21 protein-coding genes are annotated in these 23178 nt (G+C 41.2%); 1 reads left to right on the top strand and 20 read right to left on the bottom strand.

The window, feature by feature from the left end:
- Positions 1–76: 76 nt before the first annotated feature.
- The 19 genes from racE to zapA all read right to left on the bottom strand — a co-directional run bounded on the left by racE (position 77) and on the right by zapA (position 19587).
- Positions 77–865: a glutamate racemase gene (gene racE / locus SporoP32a_RS02500; RefSeq protein ID WP_085426475.1), complete on the bottom strand. Its 789-nt coding sequence runs from the start codon at positions 863–865 to the stop codon at positions 77–79.
- A 9-nt stretch (positions 866–874) separates the two neighbouring features.
- On the bottom strand, positions 875–1297 hold the full coding sequence (locus SporoP32a_RS02505) for a MarR family winged helix-turn-helix transcriptional regulator (RefSeq protein WP_085428962.1): 423 nt from the start codon (positions 1295–1297) through the stop codon (positions 875–877).
- A gap of 173 nt (positions 1298–1470) precedes the next feature.
- Positions 1471–1683 (bottom strand): helix-turn-helix domain-containing protein, encoded by a 213-nt coding sequence (locus tag SporoP32a_RS02510; RefSeq protein WP_085428963.1) that lies wholly within the window; start codon positions 1681–1683, stop codon positions 1471–1473.
- A 75-nt stretch (positions 1684–1758) separates the two neighbouring features.
- A complete protein-coding gene (locus SporoP32a_RS02515) occupies positions 1759–2208 on the bottom strand; it encodes an acyl-CoA thioesterase (protein ID WP_085426476.1) in 450 nt (149 codons plus the stop codon).
- 604 nt (positions 2209–2812) lie between these two features.
- Entirely contained in the window at positions 2813–3610 is a 798-nt protein-coding gene (sdhB, locus tag SporoP32a_RS02520) for a succinate dehydrogenase iron-sulfur subunit (protein ID WP_085426477.1), read from the bottom strand.
- 6 nt (positions 3611–3616) lie between these two features.
- A complete protein-coding gene (sdhA, locus tag SporoP32a_RS02525) occupies positions 3617–5371 on the bottom strand; it encodes a succinate dehydrogenase flavoprotein subunit (RefSeq protein ID WP_085426478.1) in 1755 nt (584 codons plus the stop codon).
- Positions 5372–5421: 50 nt separating this feature from the next.
- Positions 5422–6030 (bottom strand): succinate dehydrogenase cytochrome b558 subunit, encoded by a 609-nt coding sequence (locus SporoP32a_RS02530; protein ID WP_085426479.1) that lies wholly within the window; start codon positions 6028–6030, stop codon positions 5422–5424.
- Positions 6031–6446: 416 nt separating this feature from the next.
- Positions 6447–8249 (bottom strand): excinuclease ABC subunit UvrC, encoded by a 1803-nt coding sequence (gene uvrC, locus SporoP32a_RS02535; RefSeq protein ID WP_085426480.1) that lies wholly within the window; start codon positions 8247–8249, stop codon positions 6447–6449.
- A gap of 52 nt (positions 8250–8301) precedes the next feature.
- Complete coding sequence (gene trxA, locus SporoP32a_RS02540) at positions 8302–8616, bottom strand: thioredoxin (RefSeq protein ID WP_029052960.1); 315 nt, start codon at positions 8614–8616, stop codon at positions 8302–8304.
- A gap of 85 nt (positions 8617–8701) precedes the next feature.
- The gene (locus tag SporoP32a_RS02545) at positions 8702–9676 is read right to left on the bottom strand and encodes an electron transfer flavoprotein subunit alpha/FixB family protein (RefSeq protein ID WP_085426481.1); all 975 of its coding nucleotides are present in this window, start codon (positions 9674–9676) and stop codon (positions 8702–8704) included.
- Between the two features lie 36 nt (positions 9677–9712).
- The gene (locus SporoP32a_RS02550; RefSeq protein ID WP_085426482.1) at positions 9713–10486 is read right to left on the bottom strand and encodes an electron transfer flavoprotein subunit beta/FixA family protein; all 774 of its coding nucleotides are present in this window, start codon (positions 10484–10486) and stop codon (positions 9713–9715) included.
- A gap of 23 nt (positions 10487–10509) precedes the next feature.
- On the bottom strand, positions 10510–11283 hold the full coding sequence (locus SporoP32a_RS02555; RefSeq protein WP_085426483.1) for an enoyl-CoA hydratase: 774 nt from the start codon (positions 11281–11283) through the stop codon (positions 10510–10512).
- Between the two features lie 26 nt (positions 11284–11309).
- Entirely contained in the window at positions 11310–11894 is a 585-nt protein-coding gene (locus tag SporoP32a_RS02560; protein WP_085426484.1) for a fatty acid metabolism transcriptional regulator FadR, read from the bottom strand.
- A gap of 89 nt (positions 11895–11983) precedes the next feature.
- On the bottom strand, positions 11984–13687 hold the full coding sequence (locus tag SporoP32a_RS02565) for a long-chain-fatty-acid--CoA ligase (protein WP_085426485.1): 1704 nt from the start codon (positions 13685–13687) through the stop codon (positions 11984–11986).
- Between the two features lie 445 nt (positions 13688–14132).
- Positions 14133–14546: a DUF350 domain-containing protein gene (locus tag SporoP32a_RS02575; RefSeq protein ID WP_085426487.1), complete on the bottom strand. Its 414-nt coding sequence runs from the start codon at positions 14544–14546 to the stop codon at positions 14133–14135.
- 63 nt (positions 14547–14609) lie between these two features.
- A complete protein-coding gene (locus SporoP32a_RS02580; protein WP_085426488.1) occupies positions 14610–16967 on the bottom strand; it encodes an endonuclease MutS2 in 2358 nt (785 codons plus the stop codon).
- Positions 16968–16983: 16 nt separating this feature from the next.
- On the bottom strand, positions 16984–18690 hold the full coding sequence (gene polX / locus SporoP32a_RS02585) for a DNA polymerase/3'-5' exonuclease PolX (protein WP_085426489.1): 1707 nt from the start codon (positions 18688–18690) through the stop codon (positions 16984–16986).
- 86 nt (positions 18691–18776) lie between these two features.
- The gene (locus tag SporoP32a_RS02590) at positions 18777–19316 is read right to left on the bottom strand and encodes a CvpA family protein (RefSeq protein WP_085426490.1); all 540 of its coding nucleotides are present in this window, start codon (positions 19314–19316) and stop codon (positions 18777–18779) included.
- Positions 19317–19326: 10 nt separating this feature from the next.
- Entirely contained in the window at positions 19327–19587 is a 261-nt protein-coding gene (gene zapA / locus SporoP32a_RS02595) for a cell division protein ZapA (RefSeq protein WP_085426491.1), read from the bottom strand.
- 174 nt (positions 19588–19761) lie between these two features.
- Between zapA and rnhC the strand changes: the two genes are divergently transcribed.
- Positions 19762–20700 (top strand): ribonuclease HIII, encoded by a 939-nt coding sequence (rnhC, locus tag SporoP32a_RS02600; protein WP_085426492.1) that lies wholly within the window; start codon positions 19762–19764, stop codon positions 20698–20700.
- Positions 20701–20758: 58 nt separating this feature from the next.
- Here the strand turns inward: rnhC and pheT are convergent, their stop codons facing one another.
- Complete coding sequence (gene pheT, locus SporoP32a_RS02605; protein WP_085426493.1) at positions 20759–23170, bottom strand: phenylalanine--tRNA ligase subunit beta; 2412 nt, start codon at positions 23168–23170, stop codon at positions 20759–20761.
- Positions 23171–23178: the final 8 nt, after the last annotated feature.

Consider the following 23178-nt stretch of genomic DNA (forward strand, 5'->3'; position numbering starts at 1 on the left):
ACATTCAACCTATCTTACCATAAACACAACAAAAAACCCGAAAACAACGTACTGTTTTCGAGTCCTGCCTTCTATTTTAAAACGTTAATAAGCGTACGTCAGGTTGAGGAATGGAAAGCCAATCTTCAACAATGACTTGAAACTTATCCATCGAGCCTGTTGTATAAAATATAGGCTCTTCAGCTGAAACAGACAGCATATTCGCCGCTTCAAGAATACGCTCCACGTCAATCACAGTCTCCACTGCTGAAGAAATAACATTTTTTTGATGAGAGAAATGGGCTTCAATATGATCTTGTAATAATGGATAATGCGTACAACCAAGTATAACAGAATCAAACGAATGGCTGTGCAAAGGCAATAATGTCTGATCTACAATATCTCTTGCCGCCTGTGTACGATATTCTCCACTCTCTACGATTGGTACAAATTCCGGACACGCAAGCGAATGAACAATTGCTTGTGGTCTCAGCTCATGTATTGCTTCTTCATATGCTTTACTCTTCACGGTGCCTATTGTACCAAGCACAGCGATTTCACCTGTTTGCGATGCGTTAACAGCGGCTCTGGCCCCCGGTTGAATAACTCCAACCACAGGAAAGTCAAATTGTTTTCGTACTTCTTCAAGCGCAATAGCAGTCGCAGTGTTACACGCAATAACGAGCATTTTTATACCCATTTGCGCTAAACTATTTACCATGTCCATCGTAAATCGCAACACTTCTTCCGCAGGCCGAGGACCATACGGACAACGTGCATCATCGCCGATATAAATTATAGGTTCATTCGGCAAATATTTGCGTAACTCTCTAACTACTGTAAGCCCGCCGACTCCTGAATCAATTACTCCAATAGGTGCATTCAATGTAATCCCTCAATCTCTTATCATCTGTTCGTGCAATTTAGCTAGCAATCCTGAAAACTGCTGAATTTCTTGTTCATCTGAGTTCACAAGGACATCCTGTAAATACTCTTGTCTCTTCTGTATAACCTCTTCAATGATACGTATACCTTCAGGTAATAAATGAACGCGAACAACACGACGATCGTTTTCATCTCGCACTCGCTTTACTAGTTGATTATTTTCCATTCGGTCTACTAAATCAGTCGTTGTACTAAAAGCCAAGAACATTTTATTAGATAGATCGCCGATTGTCATATCCCCATATTCCAGCAGCCATTGTAAAGCTCTAAATTGAGGAGGTGTAATCGTAGAGTTTTTTAATATTTTTCGTCCTTGCTCCTTGATAATGGATGCAATGTAACGCAGATCTTTTTCCATCTTTGCGATATCCATTGATACGTTTTGTCGTTCATTCAAAAAAATCAGCTCCCTGAAATGAATCCTATCTTTTCATTGTACCGTTTTCGTTGATGAACGCAACAATTTTACAAGCGATCTTTTGCTAGAGAGAGAGTGATCGACACGGTTTGCACAAAATTAGACAATGATCCTAGGGGGGAGTACTTTTAGTTCAGTTGAAGTTCTCCTAAACGTAGTAACTCAACAATAGCCTGTGCTCTGCCTGATACGCCTAGTTTTTGAATCGTATTCGAAATATGATTTCTTACGGTTTTCTCACTAATAGTCAGCTGTCCAGCAATTTCTTTTGTTGTAAAATCGTCTACTAGCAAAGTGAAAATTTGTCGTTCCCGGTTTGTTAATAAAGAACGGTTTTGCATTTCATCCAAGATGCGCCCCTCCTCTTTACGCTTTCACCTTAAGATATGTAAGCGCAAGGGCGGCTGTGTAGGCTTTTAAGAGTTTTTCAAGAACACTAACTTTTCTTCTTCAGTCCAAGCAACAGGTTTACCGTCTTTTCTTCCCACTTGAACAATTGCGCCTCTACCCGTACAGACAATTTCATTACGTTCATTTTTTGCCATGTAGTGCAAGTCTACGGAACTATTGCCCATAGAATTAGCCTTCACATAGATTCGAAGCTTCTCGTCAAAGTATACTTGTTTGACGAAGTCGCATTGTAAATCCGCGACGATTGGTATTGTTAAGCCTTTCGGGTCCAACCATTTCGCCATATGATTCAGGTCTTTTAAATACTCGATGCGTGCATATTCAAAGTACGCGAATACCTTCGTGTTGTTTAGATGTCCATACATATCCGTTTCCGAAAATCGTACAGAGACATCAGCGTGAAATTCAAACCCTTTTTCCCATTGCTCTGCATCTTCGATATAACTTGCTCTCATTTACATATCCCCCTTTTTCTACAAATGAATGACTATTCATTCTTTCATTATATCAAAATATGTATGAACGTCAAATGACATAAAAAAATGTTACTGTGTTTGAACGGGTTTAAGTTCATTAGCTAGTGCTTGAGAATAGCGAGTAAGATTGTGAGTACCAGGTATGGAAGCTCTAGCTGGCGGTCGCTTTCTCATGGGTCCGCCAGCTGGAGCTTCCATCCTACTTTATTAATGCTAGTACTTAGATGACTCACTGTAAGTAGTGTGAGAATTATTGTTTTGTCTTAACTTCTTTAGTTTCAAGTTCTACAGTTCAATACCCATTACAACACTTTCTTTAATGCACAACAAAAAGTATCACCCACTTACACTGCAAGGGATTGGCACGTAGGAGGGACGACTCCTGGAGGATCAGTTCGACAGATGAGACGACTAAGAGAGCGCAGCGAACAGTCGGCTCATCATGAACCCTCAGGAAAGCGTCCCCTCCGAAGTGCTAATCCCCAACCCCAACACCGTTCTCCCAATCCATTAAGAAACAACAAAAAAGCTGTCGCAAGAAGTCGTAGGTTTACGACTTCTTGGACAGCTTAGTTTATAGAAATTAATCTACTTGATGGTCACTTCCGAAGAAGTTCTTGAACATTTGGATCGTTGTTGCTCTACCAATTGCACCAAGAGAAGTTGTCAAAGGAATTCCTTTAGGACAAGCCACTACACAGTTCTGTGCGTTACCACATTCAGTGATTCCGCCGTCTCCCATTACTGTAGCCAAACGCTCATCTTTGTTCATTGAACCCGTTGGATGGGCGTTAAATAAACGTACTTGTGACATCAATGCAGGTCCCATGAAGTTCGTCTTGTCGTTAACGTTCGGACAAGCTTCTAGACATACACCGCAAGTCATACATTTAGACAATTCATATGCCCACTGGCGCTTACGCTCAGGCATACGAGGGCCTTCACCAAGATCGTACGTTCCATCAATCGGAACCCAAGCTTTGATACGCTTTAACGAATCAAACATGAATTCACGGTCAACAATTAAGTCACGAACGACTGGGAATGTACGCATAGGCTCAAGTTTAATAGGTTGTGTCAACTGATCTACCAATGCAGTACATGACTGACGAGGACGACCGTTGATTACCATTGAACATGCTCCACAAACCTCTTCCAAACAGTTCATATCCCAGTTAATTGGCGTAGTCTTCTCACCTTTTGCATTTACAGGGTTACGTCTGATTTCCATTAAAGCCGAGATTACGTTCATATTCGGGCGATATGGAACTTCAAATCTTTCAGTATAAGGACTTGAAGTGGCATTATCTTGACGTTGAATGTCAAACACGACAGTTTTTGTAGCAGTTGCAGTTGCACTTGCTGTTTGTTGTTCGCTCACTTTTTATCAATCTCCTTTCTTCGCTGAGTAATCGCGGATACGTGGAGGAATGATAGAAGTATCTACTTCTTCATAAGATATAATTGGTGCAGATACTCCGTCAAATTCCGCAATTGTTGTTTTCAAGAAGTTCTCATCATCACGATTCGGGAATTCTGGCTTATAGTGCGCGCCACGGCTCTCGTCACGATTTAATGCACCTAATGTGATTACACGTGCTAAATATAGCATGTTCTTCAACTGGCGTGTAAACATAGCTCCTTGGTTAGACCAAAGTTGTGTATCTGTTATGTTAATGTTTTCATAGCGCTCAAGTAACTCGACAATTTTTTCGTCTGTCTGCTTCAACTTATCATTGAAACGAACAACCGTTACGTTGTCAGTCATCCATTCGCCAAGCTCTCTGTGAAGAACGTACGCATTTTCTGTACCGTCCATCTTAAGAGTGTCTTCCCATTTCTGTTGCTCTTCTTTAACCGCATCTTCGAAGATCGTTGCAGGAAGTTCATCAGCAGTACGCTTCAGATGCTTCATGTAATCGATTGCGTACGGTCCTGCGACCATACCACCGTAAATAGCGGATAGCAATGAGTTAGCACCTAAACGGTTTGCACCGTGTTGTGAGAAGTCACATTCGCCTGCTGCGAATAGACCAGGGATACTTGTTTGCTGATGATCGTCAACCCATAGTCCGCCCATTGAATAGTGAACAGCCGGGAAGATTTTCATTGGCAATTTACGTGGATCATCTCCTGTGAACTTTTCATAAATCTCGATGATTCCACCAAGTTTAATGTCCAGTTCTTTAGGGTCCTTGTGGGAAAGATCCAAGTACACCATGTTTTCTCCGTTAATACCTAGTTTTTGGTTTACACACACGTCGAAGATTTCTCGTGTTGCGATATCCCGTGGAACTAAGTTACCGTAGTCTGGATATTTCTCTTCCAAGAAGTACCAAGGCTTACCATCTTTATATGTCCAAATACGTCCACCTTCACCACGAGCAGATTCACTCATTAGACGAAGTTTGTCGTCTCCAGGAATTGCTGTTGGGTGAATCTGAATGAATTCGCCGTTTGCATATTTTGCACCTTGCTGATAAACGATGGAAGCTGCAGAACCTGTATTGATTACAGAGTTTGTAGACTTACCAAAGATAATCCCAGGGCCACCTGTTGCCATGATGACAGCATCCGCTTTGAATGCTTCGATTTCCATTGTCTTCATGTTTTGAGCTTTGATACCGCGGCAAGTTCCATCTTCGTCTTTGATGATTCCAAGGAACTCCCAGTGCTCATACTTTTGAACAAGTCCTGCTACCTCATGAGAACGAACTTGTTCGTCAAGAGCATACAGTAACTGTTGTCCTGTAGTTGCACCCGCATACGCTGTACGGTGGTGAAGTGTACCACCGAAACGACGGAAATCTAATAAACCTTCTGGTGTACGGTTGAACATAACACCCATACGGTCTAATAAGTGGATGATTCCAGGAGCTGCTGCCGTCATTGCTTGTACTGGTTTTTGATTCGCTAGGAAGTCTCCACCGTAAACTGTATCATCAAAGTGAATGTCGACCGAGTCACCTTCACCTTTTGTGTTTACAGCACCGTTAATGCCACCTTGGGCACATACGGAGTGGGAACGTTTTACTGGAACTAGCGAAAACAAGTCAACCGGTACGCCAGCTTCTGCTGACTTGATGGTAGCCATTAGTCCAGCTAGTCCTCCACCGACGACAATCAATCTGCCTTTTGCCATTATTGTTTCACTCCTCAATTATACGTAATTTCATTAGTTGTTTTAATTAATTATACAAATGCTAGAAGTGCTTGAACTCCAATTACAGAAAGTATTAAGAAAATAACGATTGTGATGTAAGATACGATCTGTTGTGATCTTGGTGATTGTGCAATTCCCCAAGTAACACAGAAAGACCATAGTCCGTTTGCTAAGTGGAAAGTAGCAGAAACGACACCTAGGATATAGAAAACAAGCATAAATGGATTCGACAAGATATCGGCCATCATGTTGAAGTCTACTTCAGTTCCAAGCGCTTTTTGAATACGAGTTTCGTATACATGCCATGCAATGAAGATGACTAGGAATACGCCTGTGAACCGTTGGAGCGTGAACATCCAGTTACGGAAAGTACTGTAATGGCCCACATTGTATTTCGCTGAAAAAGCTATGTACACTCCGTAAAAAGCGTGGAACATGAGTGGAATATAAATAATAAACCATTCCAAGAACAATACAAACGGTAAGTTCCCCATAAAGTTAGATGCTGTGTTGAATGCTTCTTCACCGCGCGTTGCAAAGTGGTTAATGACTAAGTGTTGGGCAACAAATAGACCAACTGGAATAACTCCAAGCAACGAGTGTAGACGGCGTAAGAAAAAATCTGATTCTTTCGACAAGTCTTTTACCCTCCCTTATTTCTGAGAATATACTGTAATGATGCGATTCTCTATTTGGTCCGCATTCACCAGTATCTCTCTTCGTGGTATAATATGATAACATGTACATTGTACTCCTCTGTTTAGGGCAGGTCAAGATGCTGTCAACTTTTTATACTATATTATGACTTTTCTAATAATGTCGTTTTACCACATAATTGACCGCATGATACGACAGTTGCCGACAATGTACGAAGCCTTTAGTAACGCTCTTTTAAACAGGTTATCATGACTTGTTAATCGAAAGTAATATATAATATGATCCAATTTACATCCTAGACAATAAACGTCTGACTATTCCGAAAAATTGTGACGGAATTGAAACATATTTTTTGTTTTTAGAAGATTAAAGTCTTCTACTATAGAAAAGCCCTTGACTACTCAGTCAGGGGCTTTTGACTATCTTCAGGTTTTTGGAAGTGAGCGATCAAGTCATCTGCAACTTTTTTAGGCATTCCAGACTCTTTCAATTGCTCGGGTGTCGCTTCACGTATGGCTTTCACTGTTTTAAAATGCTTCAATAGTTGTTGCTTACGTTTAGGCCCAATGCCATCAATACCATCTAAGGACGATGTTAGTGATGATGCGCCCCTACGCTGTCTGTGAAACGTAATAGCAAAGCGGTGAACTTCATCTTGAACCCGTTGCAATAAATAAAATGCTTCACTCGTCTTCTTCAATGGAACGATTTCAGGCGGGTGACCGTATAGCAACTGCGCTGTATTATGCTTGTCATCCTTTGCAAGACCCGCAATAGGAATCGATAAGCCGAGTTCATCTTCAATGACTTCTCGGGCTATTTCCATTTGCCCTTTCCCACCATCGATCACAATCAAATCCGGTAAAGGCAATTCTTCTTTTAATACACGTGCGTAACGTCGTCTAACTACTTCCCGCATAGCACCATAATCATCGTGAGCTGCAGCTGTTTTCGTTTTATACTTTCGGTAATCTTTACGATTCGGACGCCCATCCACAAATGATATCATCGCGGATACCGGTTCCACGCCATGTGTATGAGAGTTATCGAATGCTTCTATTCGAAGAGGCGTACTAATATTCATCGCTTCTCCAAGTTCTTCACAAGCACCAATTGTACGTTCTTCTTGTCGCTCAATTATTTGGAACTTGGCATTCAATGCAATAGACGCATTTTTGGCAGCAAGTTTGACAAGTTCTTTTTTCTTTCCACGTTGCGGTATTAACACCGTTGTATCGAGCAATTGATCTGCTAACGCAAAATCAACGGTCTCCGGAAGAAGTACTTCTTTAGGCAATAAATGTTGGGCTTCTCCATAGAAACGACCCAGATACGTAAGTAATTCATCTTCAGGATCTCTATAGGCTGGAAAAATAGATACATCACGTTCTATCATTTTACCTTGACGAACGAAGAACACTTGCACGCACATCCAACCTTTATCAACCGCATAGCCGAAAATATCCCGGTCAGTAAAGTCGTTAGCATTCATATTCTGTTTTTCCATAACGGTTTCGATATTTGTGATTTGATCACGATATTCTTTCGCGCGTTCAAACTCCAACTCTTCAGCTGCTTTATTCATTTTTTGCTGGAGTTCTTTTTTGACTTCCTTATAACCACCATTTAGAAATCGTGTAATGTCCGTAATCATTTCTGTATATGCCTCAGCAGGTACCTCTTTGATACAAGGTGCCAAACATTGTCCAATATGATAGTACAAACACGCGCGCGTCGGAATACTTTGACACTTACGATACGGATACAGTCGATCCAATAACTTTTTGGTCTCATGCGCCGCAGTGGCATTTGGGTAAGGTCCAAAGTATTTACCCGATTTCTTATTTACTTTACGAGTAATAATCAATTTCGGGTGTCTTTCATTGGTGATTTTCAGGTAAGGATAAGTTTTATCATCCTTCAGCATAATATTGTATTTGGGATCGTATTTCTTAATCATGTTCAATTCCAGAATCAAGGCTTCAATTTCAGAATTGGTGACAATATATTCAAAATCCTCTATTTCTCCGACCAATCGCTGGGTCTTACCATCGTGAGATCCCGTGAAATAACTGCGAACACGATTTTTTAAGACTTTTGCTTTCCCTACATAAATGACGGTGCCTTGGCGATCCTTCATTAAATAACATCCTGGTAATTCGGGGAGGATTGAAAGTTTATGTTCAATAATTTCATTCATTATTTTCACCTACTAAAAGACCGGGTGCTAAAGCAGCCCCGGTCCAATGTATTTATGCGTGTTTTTCAACTAGTTGTGCAAGTGCTTCTTTAGGTTGGAAGCCTACTACCTTCTCAGCTACTTCTCCATCTTTAAAGAGTAGAAGTGTTGGGATCGACATGATGCCGAACTGGCTAGCAGTTGCTTGGTTGTCATCAACGTTTACTTTTACAATGTTCGCTTTTCCTTCTAATTCACCTGAAAGTTCTTCAAGTACAGGAGCGATCATTTTACATGGTCCACACCAAGGTGCCCAAAAGTCTACTAGTACTACGCCTTCTTTTACGTTTTCAGCAAAGTTCGAATCAGTTGCATTGATAATTGCCATTATTATTTCCTCCTTAGTGTTTAACTATATTCGTATTATATCACGGAGGTATAGAAGGGGCTAAAAAAATGCCTGTACCGAAACATTAGCTGACTTTAATCTTTTTAATTTCTTCAATCATGATCGGAATGATCTCGAAGATGTCACCCACGATACCGTAGTCTGCAATTTTAAAGATGTTCGCTTCGGGATCTTTATTGATCGCGACAATGACTTTAGAGTTGGACATACCGGCTACGTGCTGGATTGCTCCAGAAATTCCAGCTGCGATATACAAGTCTGGAGTAACAACTTTACCCGTTTGACCAATCTGTAGTGAATAGTCGCAGTAATCTGCGTCACACGCTCCACGTGAAGCACCAACCGCACCGCCTAGAAGATCAGCCAATTCTTTTAAAGGCTCAAATCCTTCTGGTCCTTTAACTCCACGACCACCCGCTACGATTACTTTTGCTTCAGATAAATCTACGCCTTCTGTTGATTTACGTACTACGTCTTTGATAACAGAACGAAGATTTGTAATATCTACAGTTTTTGCTGTTACGTCCCCTGAACGGCTTGCATCATGTGCTAACGGCTCAATGTTGTTCGGACGGATTGTGATAAATTGTAAACCTTCTTTAATTTCCACTTTCTCAAATGCTTTACCAGAATAGATTGGACGGATGAATTCTGCATCATCGCCTTCTCCTTCAATTTTCGTTACATCTGAAATCAATCCTGTTCCAAGCTTACTTGCAATTTTGGGTGATAAGTCTTTACCCATAGCTGTGTGACCGAAAACTACGCCGTCTGGAGACTCCTCTTCGTAAACCGCCATGAATGCTTGACCGAAACCGTCCGGCGTGTAGTACTTCAAGTGCGGGTGCTCAACCGTTACTACTCGGTCCGCTCCATAATGAATCATTTCTTCACCTAGTGACTGAACTTGATCGCCAATAAGAACAGCGACAACTTCTCCACCGCCTGAAATATTTTTTGCTGCTGCAATTGTTTCAAATGATACGTTACGTAGTTCTCCATCACGTGCTTCACCTAAAACCAACATTTTCTTTGACATAATGTAGTCCCTCCTAATTACGGTTCTCTATATGAATTAAATTACTTTCGCTTCGTTACGCAATAATTTTATAAGTTCAGCCGCTTGATCTGCTGGCTCTCCTTCAAGTACACGCCCCGCTGATTTTGCTGGTGGTAAGAAGACTTCCTTTGTTTCCGTCTTCGCTTCTACATCATCTTCCTCTAGATCTAGGTCATCGAACTCTAAGTCTTCAAGAGGTTTCTTCTTTGCTTTCATAATCCCAGGCAAAGAAGGATAACGTGGTTCGTTCAGACCTTGTTGTGCTGTAACTAGAAGTGGTAGGGATGTTTCAATAGTTTCTGAATCCCCTTCAACGTCTCGTACAACTGTTGCGTTCGTTCCGTCTATTGTTAATTCAGTAATTGTCGTAACATAGTTAATCCCAAGCAATTCTGCTACACGTGGTCCTACTTGTCCTGAACCGCCGTCGATAGCTACGTTACCCGCTAGAATCAAATCAGCATCTTTGTCTTTTAAGTAATCTGCAATGACTTTTGCTGATGTATATTCGTCAATATCATCAATGTCGTCTTCAATATTGATGAGTACTGCTTTATCTGCACCCATTGCCAATGCCGTACGCAATTGTTTCTCGGAATCTTCGTCACCGATTGATAATACAGTAACTTCCCCACCGTGTTCGTCACGTAGTTTAATAGCTTCTTCTACTGCGTACTCATCGTATGGGTTGATGATGAATTCTGCACCATCTTCAGCAATGGCACCGTTTGAGATTGAAATTTTTTCTTCCGTATCAAATGTTCTTTTTACTAATGCATAAATGTTCATTAATAGAACCTCCTATTCGATAATTACTTCCCGGTAAATGTAGGTTGACGCTTTTCAATAAACGCTTGAATACCTTCTTTTGCATCTTCAGAAACAAATACTTCTCCGAATGACTTTGCTTCTGCTTCCACACCATCATAGAATGACTGGTCTTTGGAATAAGAAAGCATATGCAATGCATGCTTCACTGCAATCGGACTCTTTTGAGAAATCTTTTTCGCAAGCTTCAATGTCTCATTTGAAAGGTCTTCATCTGAATACGCATGATTTGCAAGACCCCATTGTACTGCATCTTCACCTGAAATCGGATCGCTTGTCAACATGATTTCTGTTGCTTTCGCTACACCGACTAAACGTGGCAAACGCTGTGTTCCTGCAAATCCAGGTATTAGCCCGAGTTGCAATTCAGGCAGGCCAAGTTTAGCACTTTTCGTTACCAATCGGATGTGGCAAGCCATTGCCAACTCCAAGCCGCCACCAAGTGCTGCACCATGAATGGAAGCGATTACAGGTTTAGGGAAGTTTTCTAAGCGTTCGAAAACTTCTTGACCTTTACTAGATAGATTCGTGAACGCTTCACCCGTGTGTACTGTAGTGAATTCTTTAATATCCGCACCAGCTGAGAAGAAACGACCTTCTCCATAAAGAACAATAACACGAATATCGTCGTCATGCTCTACGCTAGTTAACAGTTGGTCCACTTCTTCAATCAATTTCGAAGACAGTGCGTTCGCGGGTGGATGGTCAATTTTCGCTAATGCGACATGACCGTCTTTCTCCAAGTTAATCAATGTCATCTACTATCTCTCCTTTAGTGCAATGCTTACTGCTGTTTGTAGCCATGTAGTAGCATATCGCTAACTTTAGGCGCTAAGCTGACTAAATTAAACTTCTGTTCGTTCATCACCCAAGAGGTAATTGTCTCATCCATTGTGCCAAATAACATCTGTCTTGCTAGTCTGAGATCTAGATCAGGAGATAACTCCCCCTTCTCTACCCCTTCTTCAAGCAAAGTATCCAACAAAACCATATATTCTTTCAACACATTATTGATTTGGAATCGCAGATCTTTATTTGACTGTCTGAGTTCCAATTGTGTGACGATCGCTAAGTGAGGATCTTCTTGCAGCACTCTAAAATGACTTTCTACAACCAGTTGCAACTTTCCTGCAATGGGAAGATCTTTTTTTAATATTTCTTTAATATTCTCTACGAAAATCGCCATTTTTTCCCTGAATACGGATATAAGAATATCTTCTTTATTTTTAAAATACAAATAAATCGTTCCATCAGCGACTCCAGCTTCTTTAGCAATTTTCGAGACTTGCGCTTGGTGGTACCCATTTTCCGCAATAACAACTACTGCAGCATCTACTATTTGTTTATATTTAGGTTTTGTCCGCTTCATTATGTTTCACCACCAAAAAAGAAAATATGAATGATGATTCATTCATATTTTCATAGTAATATTATTTTGAGTTTTAGTCAAGCATTTTGTTACGAACTTTTCAATGTATTCTTATCTTCTGTTAATTTCTTTCGTTCTTCTTCTACTAATGTTCTGCGTAGAATTTTTCCTACCGCCGTTTTGGGAAGATCTTCACGGAAATCATATTGCTTTGGAACTTTAAATGCCGCTAGTTGTTTTCTGCAATACGTATCTAATTCTTTTTCCGTTACTGAATGTCCTTCTTTTAAGACAATATATGCTTTAACTGTTTCACCCCGGTATGGATCAGGCACTCCTGCGACGATACATTCTTGAATAGCTGGATGTTCGTAGAGGACTTCTTCGATCTCACGTGGATAGACATTAAATCCACTTGCGATAATCATATCTTTTTTACGATCCACTATATAAAAGTATCCGTCTTCATCCATATACCCTAGATCTCCAGTCAAAAACCATCCATCACGGAAAGACTCTTGTGTATCATCGGGTCTATTCCAATAACCTGTCATGACTTGAGGTCCTTTTACCGCAATTTCACCAATTTCTCCAACTGGCAACGGTTCCGTAGCCCCTGGTCCTAGTACGCAAGCATCCGTGTCAGGCCATGGAACACCAATAGAGCCACGTTTCTCAAGTCCATCCCACACAAAGTTCGCCATTGCAACTGGAGATGTTTCTGTTAAGCCATACCCTTCTACCAGTTTTCCACCTGTTATCGCTTCGAATTTCTCTTTTACTTCAATTGGTAAAGCAGCCGATCCGCTAATACAGGCTTTAATAGAAGATAGATCGTATTTTTCTAGATCCGGATGATTCAGCAAACCTATATAAATAGTAGGTGCTCCTGGAAATAGGGTCGGTTTGAGTTTGTCAATATCTTTCAACGCAGTCTTAAAGTCGAATTTAGGTATCAGTACCATTTTATGACCCTTCATTACTGCGAAGATCAGTACAGTCGTCATTCCATAGACGTGGAAGAATGGTAGAATACCCATAATCGTTTCTTCGCCATCTGTCGTTTTGTACAACCACGCACTACACATTTCAGTATTGCTGATTAAATTGGAATGTGTCAACTCCACGCCTTTTGGTGGTCCTGTAGTCCCCCCAGTGTATTGCAATAAAGCAATATCGCCTGTCTCATAACTTACATGGATTGGATCTGCACTCGTCGTTTTCATTATTTCAGTATATAAATGATGAATACCACGATGTTCCACTTTTACAGTGAGTTTGTGTTCCTTCTTCTGAATAAATGGATAGACTAAATTCTTCGGGAATGGAAGATAATCTTTAATCCCCGTTATAATAATATTCTCAAGCGCTGTTCCATTCATTGCTTTTGAGACACGCGGGAACAAGATATCAAGTGAAATAATAACTTTTGCACCCGAATCGGATAGCTGATAATGTAGTTCGTGTTCTGTATATAGTGGGTTTGTCTGAACAACAATTCCACCTGCATAGAGAATACCAAAGTACGCAATGGCCCCTTGCGGACAGTTCGGAAGCATGATGGCTACGCGGTCACCCTTCTCTACCCCCAGTTTTTGCAAATAGGTAGCAAATTTCAACGCAGACTCATGAAATTCTTTGAACGAGATGTCTTTCCCAAGAAAATGAATTGCCGTTTTGTTGGCATATTTCTTGCTGGACCTTGTTAAATAGTCTTGCAATGGAATATTTTCATATTCCAAATGTGTTGGGATTTCTTTTGGATAAGTAGCAAGCCAAGGTTTTTGTGTCATCTTCACAACTCCTTTACAATATTGTAATTGTTTGAACATTCCTTGTTCATTAGTATATCGATAAACTATTTAGTTTACAAGATAAATATGAAAGCGCTTTAATTATTTGGTTAAATACCTCTTAATCTATGTTAGTGTGAATACTATTATGCATTTATTCATTTGGAGGGGTGTTGGGGTAGGGATCAGCGCTACGGAGGGGACGCTTTCCTAGAGGGCTCACCGCGGGCCCATGGGAAAGCGTCCCCCAACTGGAGCTTCCATCACCTCCCGCTCGCAAATTGACTATTTACTGTTCGGTTTTAATTTTCTAATCCCAAAACTAAAAACACACCAAGACCAAGGTCAAGGTGTGTTGTTGAAGAGCCAGTATACTCCGACGAGCACGAAGAGTACACAGACTACCAATAATATCTTAATTAATCTCTCCATAATATACGATCTCCTATGAAATACTGGCGCCGATGACGAATGACAGACCTACGGAAATACAAAGTGAGATGAAGCCGACGGAGCGATTGTCTGCCTGGATCTCCTCGTCCACTTTAAACTTAGGCGTCAGGAACTCGAACAGTAAATAAGCGAATACAAGAAGCATGAAACCGTATAAGCCCCAGGCCATCATCTGCGGTAAGCTGTTGTGCTGCTCGATAGAATAGCGGAAAATATTGGCAACACCAAAGATCTTTCCGCCTGTCGCCATAGCCACTGACAAATTCCCTTTACGAATCTCTTCCCAGTTTTTATATTTTGTTACGATTTCAAATAACACCATTGACACGATCAAGCACAGTGTAACTACACTGAAATAGCCCGCTGTCTCAACTAATGGATGACTCCAAAATCCCGTATGATTCATAATTTGGCACCTTCTTTATGTTCTCTTGCTTGTCATACGGTCCAAGCGGTAGAAAGGTTTCATTTATTTTAATTCCACGACGGTTACGCCACTACCACCTTCTCCTGCTTCACCAAAACGATACGACTTTACTCGCGAATGCTTCTTCAAGTATTGCTGGACACCTTGTCGTAGTGCACCTGTCCCCTTACCATGAATGATATTCACTTGGTGGTAATTGGATAGCAACGCATCGTCAATATACTTCTCTGTACGTACTAGCGCGTCTTCGTATCGTTCACCACGTAAATCGAGCTCCATCTTCACATGTTCGGAACGACCACGCACTGCAGCAGCCGTAACATGTTTCTTTTCTTTTTCAGGCTTGGTGTATTGCAATCCGGATTCAGGTAATTTCATCTTCAAAATTCCGATTTGAACATTCCATTCTTTATCGGATACTTTTTCGACGAGAGTTCCTTTTTGTCCGTAAGCTAATACTTTCACTTCGTCTCCTGTTTGTAATGGACGAGGTCCTGCTTGCGCCTTAATAGTCTTCTTTTTCTTTTCTTCAGGTGCAGCACCTTCTAAACGTTTTCGGGCTTCAATTAACTCGTGCTCTTTGACGCTAGCTCCTGCATTCATTCGAAGTGCACGTAAGTCTGAAATAACCGCTTCGGATTCAGTTTTGGCTTGTTCCACGATCTTTTTCGCTTTCTCTTTGGCTACTTCTGTTAAACGGTCTTTCTGTTCTTCAAATTCTTGTAATTTATCATGTAATTCTTTTTTCAATTTTTCTGTTTCTAGGAGTATGTCGTGTGTCCGTTCAGCATCCTTTTCAGATTGCACACGGCTCGTTTCAAGTGAAGCAATCATAGAATCTACTTCCCCACGGTTTTCTCCTGTGAAACTCTTTGCACGTTCGATCACATGATTATGCAATCCTAGTCGTTTTGAAATTTCAAATGCATTACTACGTCCAGGCACACCGATTAGTAATCGATAAGTCGGACTTAGCGTATCAATATCGAATTCAACACTCGCATTGGCTACACCAGGACGGTTAAAACCATACGCTTTTAGTTCTGGGTAGTGAGTAGTCGCCATCACACGTGCGCCACTCCCATGCACTTCGTCAAGAATTGAAATAGCAAGTGCGGCACCTTCTTGCGGATCCGTTCCCGAACCTAATTCATCGAATAATAAAAGAGAACGATCATCAAACTTTTTCAATATATTGACGATGTTGACCATATGAGAAGAGAATGTACTCAAGCTCTGTTCGATCGACTGCTCATCGCCGATATCGGCATAAATTGAATCAAAGACGGCAATTTCAGAACCATCTAGTACTGGAATCGGTAGACCCGCTTGCGCCATCAATGTGCAAAGTCCAACCGTTTTTAACGTGACGGTCTTACCACCCGTATTCGGACCGGTAATAACAATCGTCGTAATGTCCTGACCGAATTCAATCGTATTCGCTACTGCTTCATCTATCGGCAAGAGAGGATGACGTGCTTTTGACAGGCGCATATAACCGTCTGCGTTCACAGCTGGCTTGGTACATTTATTTGCAGTACCGTATTTGGCTTTCGCTAAGATGACATCTACTTCTGCTAATAATTGCACCAATGTGAATAGCTCATGTGCGATTTCCTGAACACTGGCAGACAAGGCAAGCAAAATCTTTTCAATTTCCTCTTGCTCCTTGACTTTCAACTCGCGAATTTCATTATTCGCCTGAACAACTGCATCGGGCTCGATAAATAATGTTTGGCCTGATGAAGACATGTCATGAATCACTCCACCATAATGAGAGCGATATTCGGCTTTTACAGGAATACAGTAACGATCATTACGCATTGTTACAATTGCGTCAGAAAGCATTTTCGATGCATTCTTCCCTCTTGTATAACTTTCAAGACGTTCACGTACACGGCTTTCTTGGATACGTAAGCTTTGGCGAATTGAACGTAATGCGGACGAAGCACTATCCATTACTCGACCATTATCATCGATAGCTGCATTCACTTCATGCTCGATTGCAGTGAGGATGGGCATCGCTTCTTTACGTGCAATTAAATGCGGAATGGAAATCTCATCTTCAGCTGTAACAGCTTCTAAAAATTGACGAAGAATTCTACTGGCACTGATTGTGTCTGCAATTTCTACTAGTTCCATCGCACTCAGCATTCCACCAATTTGTGCGCGTTTGGCATGAGATCGAATATCATGAATCCCACCCATCGGTACATTTCCGCGTATCCGTAATAGCGCCAATCCTTCATCAGTCTCTTCCAGTAAGCGACTGACCTCTTCGAGACTCGTTGACGGTATTAATTGTTCTATGTGAGCACGCCCAGCAATGGACGTACATTGTGCTGATACTTGTTGAATGATTTTATCAAATTCAAGTGTTTTTAAGACACGCTTTTCCAATGTCTTACACTCCCTTTCATCTACGAATCACTTTCTCAATAAACGTTTCAAGCGGCCATGTGTTGATGACCTGTTCTGCAGGAAGCCATGCCTTTTGTGCGTACTCCACGCCAATCGGCATAATATCCAGTTGTTCTGTCGCATGCGCATCTGTATTGATCGCAATATTGACACCCGCTTCGATTGCTTGGATTAAGTGTTCCGTGCGTAAATCCAAACGGTATGGACTCGCGTTTACTTCTAATATTTTACCGTATTCGCTCGCCCACTTGATGAGCTGCTCAATATCGGGATTATAGCCTTCACGTTGACCAACAATACGGCCAGTAGGATGAGCAATCATGTGTACATGCGGATTTTTACATGCGGCATGCAAACGCTCCATAATCTGTTCCTGAGGTTGATTGAAACTAGAATGAATGGAGGCAATGACAAAGTCTAGCTGTTCCAGAATTTCGTCTTCGAAATCCAATGTCCCATCCGGAAGAATATCCATCTCTGTTCCACAGAATACTTCTATGTCAGCGTACTTTTCATTCACTGCACGAATTTCTTCAATTTGCTTTAGTAAACGTTCGGGTGTTAAACCATTTGCTACTTTTAAATAATGCGAATGATCGGTGATGACCATGTGTGAGTAGCCTTTTGCACGACAAGCTTCCACCATTTCTTCTATGGAATATCCTCCATCTGACCAAGTTGTATGCATATGCAAGTCAGAACGGATCAATTCCGGTGTGACAAGTTTTGCAATTTCATCTGTTCGATCAAGTTCCGTTCCATCCTTACGAATACTTGGTGGAATGAATGGCAAATCAAAATGCGCAAAGAATTCCTTCTCACTTGAAAATGTCTGCACATGCCCCGCTTCATCTTCTACACCATACTCACTGATTTTCTGTTTGCGACTTTTAGCCAGCTGCCGCATTCGTATGTTATGTGCAGCGGAACCGGTAAAGTGATGGAGAGCAGTTGCGAATTGGTCTTCCGTGACAAAACGAAAGTCTGCGTCGATTGGATGTTCTGTATCAAGTGAAATGGATAATTTGGCATCGCCTGCCGCAATCACTTTTTCGATTGGCAATGCAGCTAGTATTTTCTCACGAACAATTTGTGGTTGCTCTGTTACAAGAATCCAGTCCACATCGGAACTCTCTTCTTCACGTCTACGGTGGCTACCCGCCACTTGATACTTCTGAATCTCATCAATCAATTCTAATTCAGCCTGAACAATGTCAACAACTTTTGCAACTTGCCAAATCGGTGTCTTACCAGATCGTTGTGCAAGTATTTCAATTTCGCGCAGTAAGTTTTCTTCCGTCTTTTTACCGAAACCGGGAACCTTGCTTACTTCTTGTCTTTCGCAAGCCGCTTGAAGAGATTCAATTGAATCTATATTCAACGCTTCACGGAGCTTAGCTATTTTCTTTCCACCAAGACCTGGGATATCCAACAGAGGAATTAAACCTTTGGGCACCTTCTCCTCTAGTTCAGTTAATGCATCTGACGTTCCTTTTTCCATTAGATCGATAATAACGGCACCCGTTCCTTTACCGATTCCCTTCAATGAAAGAATATCATCCATTTCAGCAAGACTTCTGGTATCCAATTCTAGGATCGAAGCCGCTTTTCTGAACGCTGCTACCTTGAAATGATTTTCTCCAAGTAACTCCATGTATAATGCGATTTTCTCAAACGTGCGGATTATAGTCTTTTTATTCAAGTCAGTATCCTCCTCACTCTGTTAAAAAAGCTTCCACGCGTTCGGGAAGCTTTTGGTTCATATGTACAGTACATTATTTACTTGCGTTAGCCTATATAAACGAACCACCAATTTTTTATTGCCGAGGAAATAATCGGTGTGTGTTCAAACATTGCTTTCGCTAGCATAGAATGACTCAATGAATTCTGGATTACCTCAATCGGCAGCATGGCCAGTAAAGATAATGCAAAAAAGATAAGTACGTAAAATTCAATAAAGCCTAGTGCAGCACCAATCAGACGTGCACCGAAACCAAGTATTGGTAAATGTTTCAAAAAGTCCAACATGGAACCAATTAATTGTAGAATCAATTTCATTCCGACAAATATCAATATAAATGCGATTAGCCGGTAAAACGTCATATCCATATCCAAGTTTTCGAATGTCCAGCTAAGTGCATCTGCCGCAGTCGCACCAGGATATGGTATCCATAAAATTAATTTTTCTGCTAGGGGCTTGTAGAACTTATACGCTACAATCACCGATAAGATCAATCCAAACATGTGGATGAGCTGTACGATGAATCCACGTCTAAATCCTGCGATTAAGCCGCCTACCAGCAATAAAATGATGAGTAAATCTATCATGTTTTGCCCCTCAACCCTTCAATTTTTTCAATTCTTCTTCTAATTCTTTTACTTTGTCCCGCATTTTCAAATATTCATTTACACTATTTACCGCCGTCAGAACAGCAATTCTTTTGCTGTCAAGATGCCGGTTATGCTTACTAATTTCGCGCATTTTTTCATCAACGAGCGAGGCTACATAACGCACATGTGAAGCCGGTTCCGTACCAACAACCGTATATGTTTGTCCGTAGATATCAACTGTCACTCTTGCCTTTTTTTTGTCCGCCATTGTTACGACCTCCCCCTAAAAACCCTCTCATAATCATACCATGAAAATCGATTACTTGTGAATCAATTATGCCTCATATTGACATGAGGTTCGAATTTTTGACATTATTCTTCAGTACAGACTCTAGTTTCAGGTATACTGAGGAATAGATTATTTCAAGGAGTGGGTAAATATATGAGCCATCAAGTCATAGTTCTGTCTGAAAAAGAAATGCCAGAAGTAGTTCGCTACTATGGAACGAATAAAGTGATTCGCAATGCACCAGGTGTCATTTTCGCAGCAAAAACTTCCGATACATCCATCACTGCCTACCGTTCGGGAAAAGTATTATTTCAAGGAGCAGGTGCGGATAGAGAAGCTGCACGCTGGAGTGCTAATGGTTCTATTTCTGCAGTAGCGAAACCGAAGCCATCAGGAGCAACAGGAGATACGCTACCCGCAAACTTTGCATCACTATCTGTTCTTGGATCGGATGAAACAGGTACTGGCGACTTTTTCGGCCCTATCACAGTAGCTGCTTGCTTTGTCAGTAGCGATCAAATTGAATTGGTAAAGGAACTAGGAGTAAAGGATTCCAAACAACTGACGGATGCGTACATGCAACAAATCGCAAATGACTTAAAGGAAGTCGTCACCTACTCTGTGAAAACGCTCGATAATGCTGCGTATAACGACATTCAAAGCCAAGGATGGTCGCAAGGAAAGATTAAAGCGATCCTTCATAACCAAGCACTTCAGGAAGTATTGGAAAAAATAGATCCAGTCGTACCGGAACATATTTTAATCGATCAGTTTGCTCAACGAAAAACCTATTTCAATTACTTAAAGGATGAATCCAACATCATTCGTGACAGGGTTCTTTTTTCAACAAAAGCTGAAAACCTCCACGTATCGGTAGCTACTGCCTCTATACTGGCACGGGTTGCTTTCCTCGAAGCAATGGATCAATTAAGTATTGAAGCAGGTGTAACACTACCTAAAGGTGCAGGACCAAGAGTTGATCAAGTAGCTTGTCAGATTATCCGCAAAAAGGGAGAGCCTTTTTTACACTCCATCACGAAAGTTCACTTCGCCAATACTCAAAAAGCTTTGAAATTAGTGTATAAGAAATAATTTAACGGTATCAAAAGAAAATCTGGCCGCCCAAATGGGTAGCCAGATTTTCTTTTTATTATGAGCGAAGTTGTGCATTTGCTTGGACTGTTAATGCATCCAATACTTTACTATGCGCATTGACGACATCTTCGTCCGTTAATGTACGTTCAGGATCAAAATATGTGAGTGAGAACGCAACAGACTTTGTTCCTTCTTCCACATTCTTTCCTTCGTATAGATCAAATAACTGAACTTTTTTCAGTAATTTACCGCCCGCTTGATGGATAATCTTCTCTAACGTAGCAGACGATGTATCTCGATCAACAACCAAAGCAATATCGCGGGATATAGATGGGTAGCGAGGAACAGCTGTATACAACAGTTCTTCCGTTGCAGCTTGCATAATAGATTGCAAGTTCATTTCCATAACGTAGGTTTCCTGCAAGTCCCGTTGGTTTTGTACTGTCGGATGGACTTGACCGATGATTCCTACTGACTGATCATCCAACCAAACTGTCGCAGTACGACCCGGGTGCATTTGATCGACAGTCGCTTTTGTGAATTGGACTCGCTCAAGCAAACCTAATTGCTCAAATAGCCCTTCTACAATTCCTTTCATGACGAAGAAATCAACTTTTTTCGTTTCACCTTGCCAAGCGTGATGAACCCATTTGCCCGTCACTACTGCGGCAACGTGTTCTACTTCTTTCGGCAAGCCATCTTCTTCGATACCTAGGAAAACAGATCCTGTTTCGTAAAGTGCAATCGATTCATTTCGACGTGCCACATTATACGTTGTTGCATCTAGTAGGTGTGGAATGATACTTTGACGAAGAACACTGCGTTCTTCACTCATTGGCATAAGTAATTTCGTTACAGGTGCGGTCTCCAATGCAAAAGCCTGTGCATCTTTTGGTGAAGCTAATGAATATGTCAGTGCTTGTGAAAGACCTGCCGACTCAAGGAATCCACGAACGATGCGACGTTTTGCTTGATAAGGAGTCAAACCTCCTGGTGTACTTTCTACAACCGGTAATGTTTTTGGAATTTCATCGTAACCATATAGTCGTGCAATTTCTTCAATCATATCTTCTTTGATTTTCAGATCTTGACGACGTGTCGGAATATCCATTACCAGTTGGCCATTGATTAGTTCGGTAGGTATTTGCAAACGGTCCATGATCGTTTTCATTTCATCCATTGCAATCTTCATACCCAAACGATTATTCACGTAATCAGGAGAAAGAATGATTCTTACAGGTGTTTTGTCAAGTTCGTCGAAGATTACAGACCCTTCTAGAACTTCTCCACCTGCAAGTTCTGCCATCAATTGCGCAGCTCGCTCTGCCGCTTCGGCTACACGATTCGGATCGACACCTTTTTCAAAACGAGTGCTTGCGTCACTGCGTAGACCTACTTCTTTAGACGTTTGACGAACAGAACCTGGTGCGAAATAAGCAGACTCAATAACAACAGTCGTTGTTCCTTCATATACTTCCGAATTAGCGCCACCCATCACTCCAGCAAGTGCAACGGGCTCTTTGCCATTCGTTATAACCAATTGACGATCATTCAATGTACGTTCTGACTGATCAAGCGTCACCATCTTTTCACCTTCACGAGCATGACGTACGACAATCTCTTTTGTTTCGAGACGATCATAGTCAAACGCGTGAAGTGGCTGACCGTATTCCAACAATACATAGTTCGTGATATCAACCACATTATTATGCGGACGAATACCTGAAGACATCAACGTGTTTTGCAACCACTGAGGTGATTCTGCAACCTTGATGTTTTTCACTACTTTGGCCACGTACATTGGATTGTCTTCAGGCGTTTCAACTGTAAGTTTCAAAGCATCTTGAGCTTTCTCTGCAGATGCTACATAAGAAATTTCCGGAAGTTTGATATCTTTCGATAAAATGGCTCCTACTTCATATGCCACACCAAGCATACTCAATGCGTCAGAACGGTTTGGCGTTAAATCGAATTCTAAAACGCGATCATACAAACCAAGATGAGTCAAAGCGCTATCTCCAGCACGGACATCATTCGGTAAAACATAAATTCCTTCTGCGTACGCTTTCGGAACCAATTTGCCTTCTATGCCAAGTTCTTGCAATGAACAGATCATACCGTTAGACTCTTCGCCACGAAGTTTTGCCTTTTTGATTTTCATGCCACCAGGTAAAACAGCGCCTGGACGCGCGACAATTACATTTTGTCCTTCTGCAATATTTGGTGCTCCACAAATAATTTGTGAGATTTCTCCACCTACATCTACTTGACAGATATGTAATTTATCCGCTTCTGGATGTTTTACACAGTCATTTACGTGTCCAATGACGATATTGTCCATATTGAATGAACGATCAATAATACCATCTACTTCTATACCGGCACGAGTGATTTTCTCAGCCAGCTCTTCTATGGAAAGTTCATTCCATTCTACGTAATTACTTAACCAATTTGTTGATACTAACATCAGTATTC

Source organism: Sporosarcina ureae (genome assembly GCF_002109325.1).
Taxonomy (GTDB): domain Bacteria; phylum Bacillota; class Bacilli; order Bacillales_A; family Planococcaceae; genus Sporosarcina; species Sporosarcina ureae_C.

Coding starts and splice junctions, on each gene's coding strand:
- SporoP32a_RS02545 (WP_085426481.1), bottom strand. CDS start 9,676: ATGTCAAAGAAAATGTTGGTTTTAGGTGAAGCACGTGATGGAGAACTA.
- rnhC (WP_085426492.1), top strand. CDS start 19,762: ATGAGCCATCAAGTCATAGTTCTGTCTGAAAAAGAAATGCCAGAAGTA.
- pheT (WP_085426493.1), bottom strand. CDS start 23,170: ATGTTAGTATCAACAAATTGGTTAAGTAATTACGTAGAATGGAATGAA.
- SporoP32a_RS02560 (WP_085426484.1), bottom strand. CDS start 11,894: ATGAAGCGGACAAAACCTAAATATAAACAAATAGTAGATGCTGCAGTA.
- SporoP32a_RS02555 (WP_085426483.1), bottom strand. CDS start 11,283: ATGACATTGATTAACTTGGAGAAAGACGGTCATGTCGCATTAGCGAAA.
- sdhA (WP_085426478.1), bottom strand. CDS start 5,371: ATGGCAAAAGGCAGATTGATTGTCGTCGGTGGAGGACTAGCTGGACTA.
- zapA (WP_085426491.1), bottom strand. CDS start 19,587: ATGGCGGACAAAAAAAAGGCAAGAGTGACAGTTGATATCTACGGACAA.
- SporoP32a_RS02565 (WP_085426485.1), bottom strand. CDS start 13,687: ATGACACAAAAACCTTGGCTTGCTACTTATCCAAAAGAAATCCCAACA.
- SporoP32a_RS02515 (WP_085426476.1), bottom strand. CDS start 2,208: ATGAGAGCAAGTTATATCGAAGATGCAGAGCAATGGGAAAAAGGGTTT.
- SporoP32a_RS02505 (WP_085428962.1), bottom strand. CDS start 1,297: ATGGATATCGCAAAGATGGAAAAAGATCTGCGTTACATTGCATCCATT.
- uvrC (WP_085426480.1), bottom strand. CDS start 8,249: ATGAATGAAATTATTGAACATAAACTTTCAATCCTCCCCGAATTACCA.
- SporoP32a_RS02590 (WP_085426490.1), bottom strand. CDS start 19,316: ATGATAGATTTACTCATCATTTTATTGCTGGTAGGCGGCTTAATCGCA.
- SporoP32a_RS02575 (WP_085426487.1), bottom strand. CDS start 14,546: ATGAATCATACGGGATTTTGGAGTCATCCATTAGTTGAGACAGCGGGC.
- trxA (WP_029052960.1), bottom strand. CDS start 8,616: ATGGCAATTATCAATGCAACTGATTCGAACTTTGCTGAAAACGTAAAA.
- SporoP32a_RS02550 (WP_085426482.1), bottom strand. CDS start 10,486: ATGAACATTTATGCATTAGTAAAAAGAACATTTGATACGGAAGAAAAA.
- SporoP32a_RS02510 (WP_085428963.1), bottom strand. CDS start 1,683: ATGCAAAACCGTTCTTTATTAACAAACCGGGAACGACAAATTTTCACT.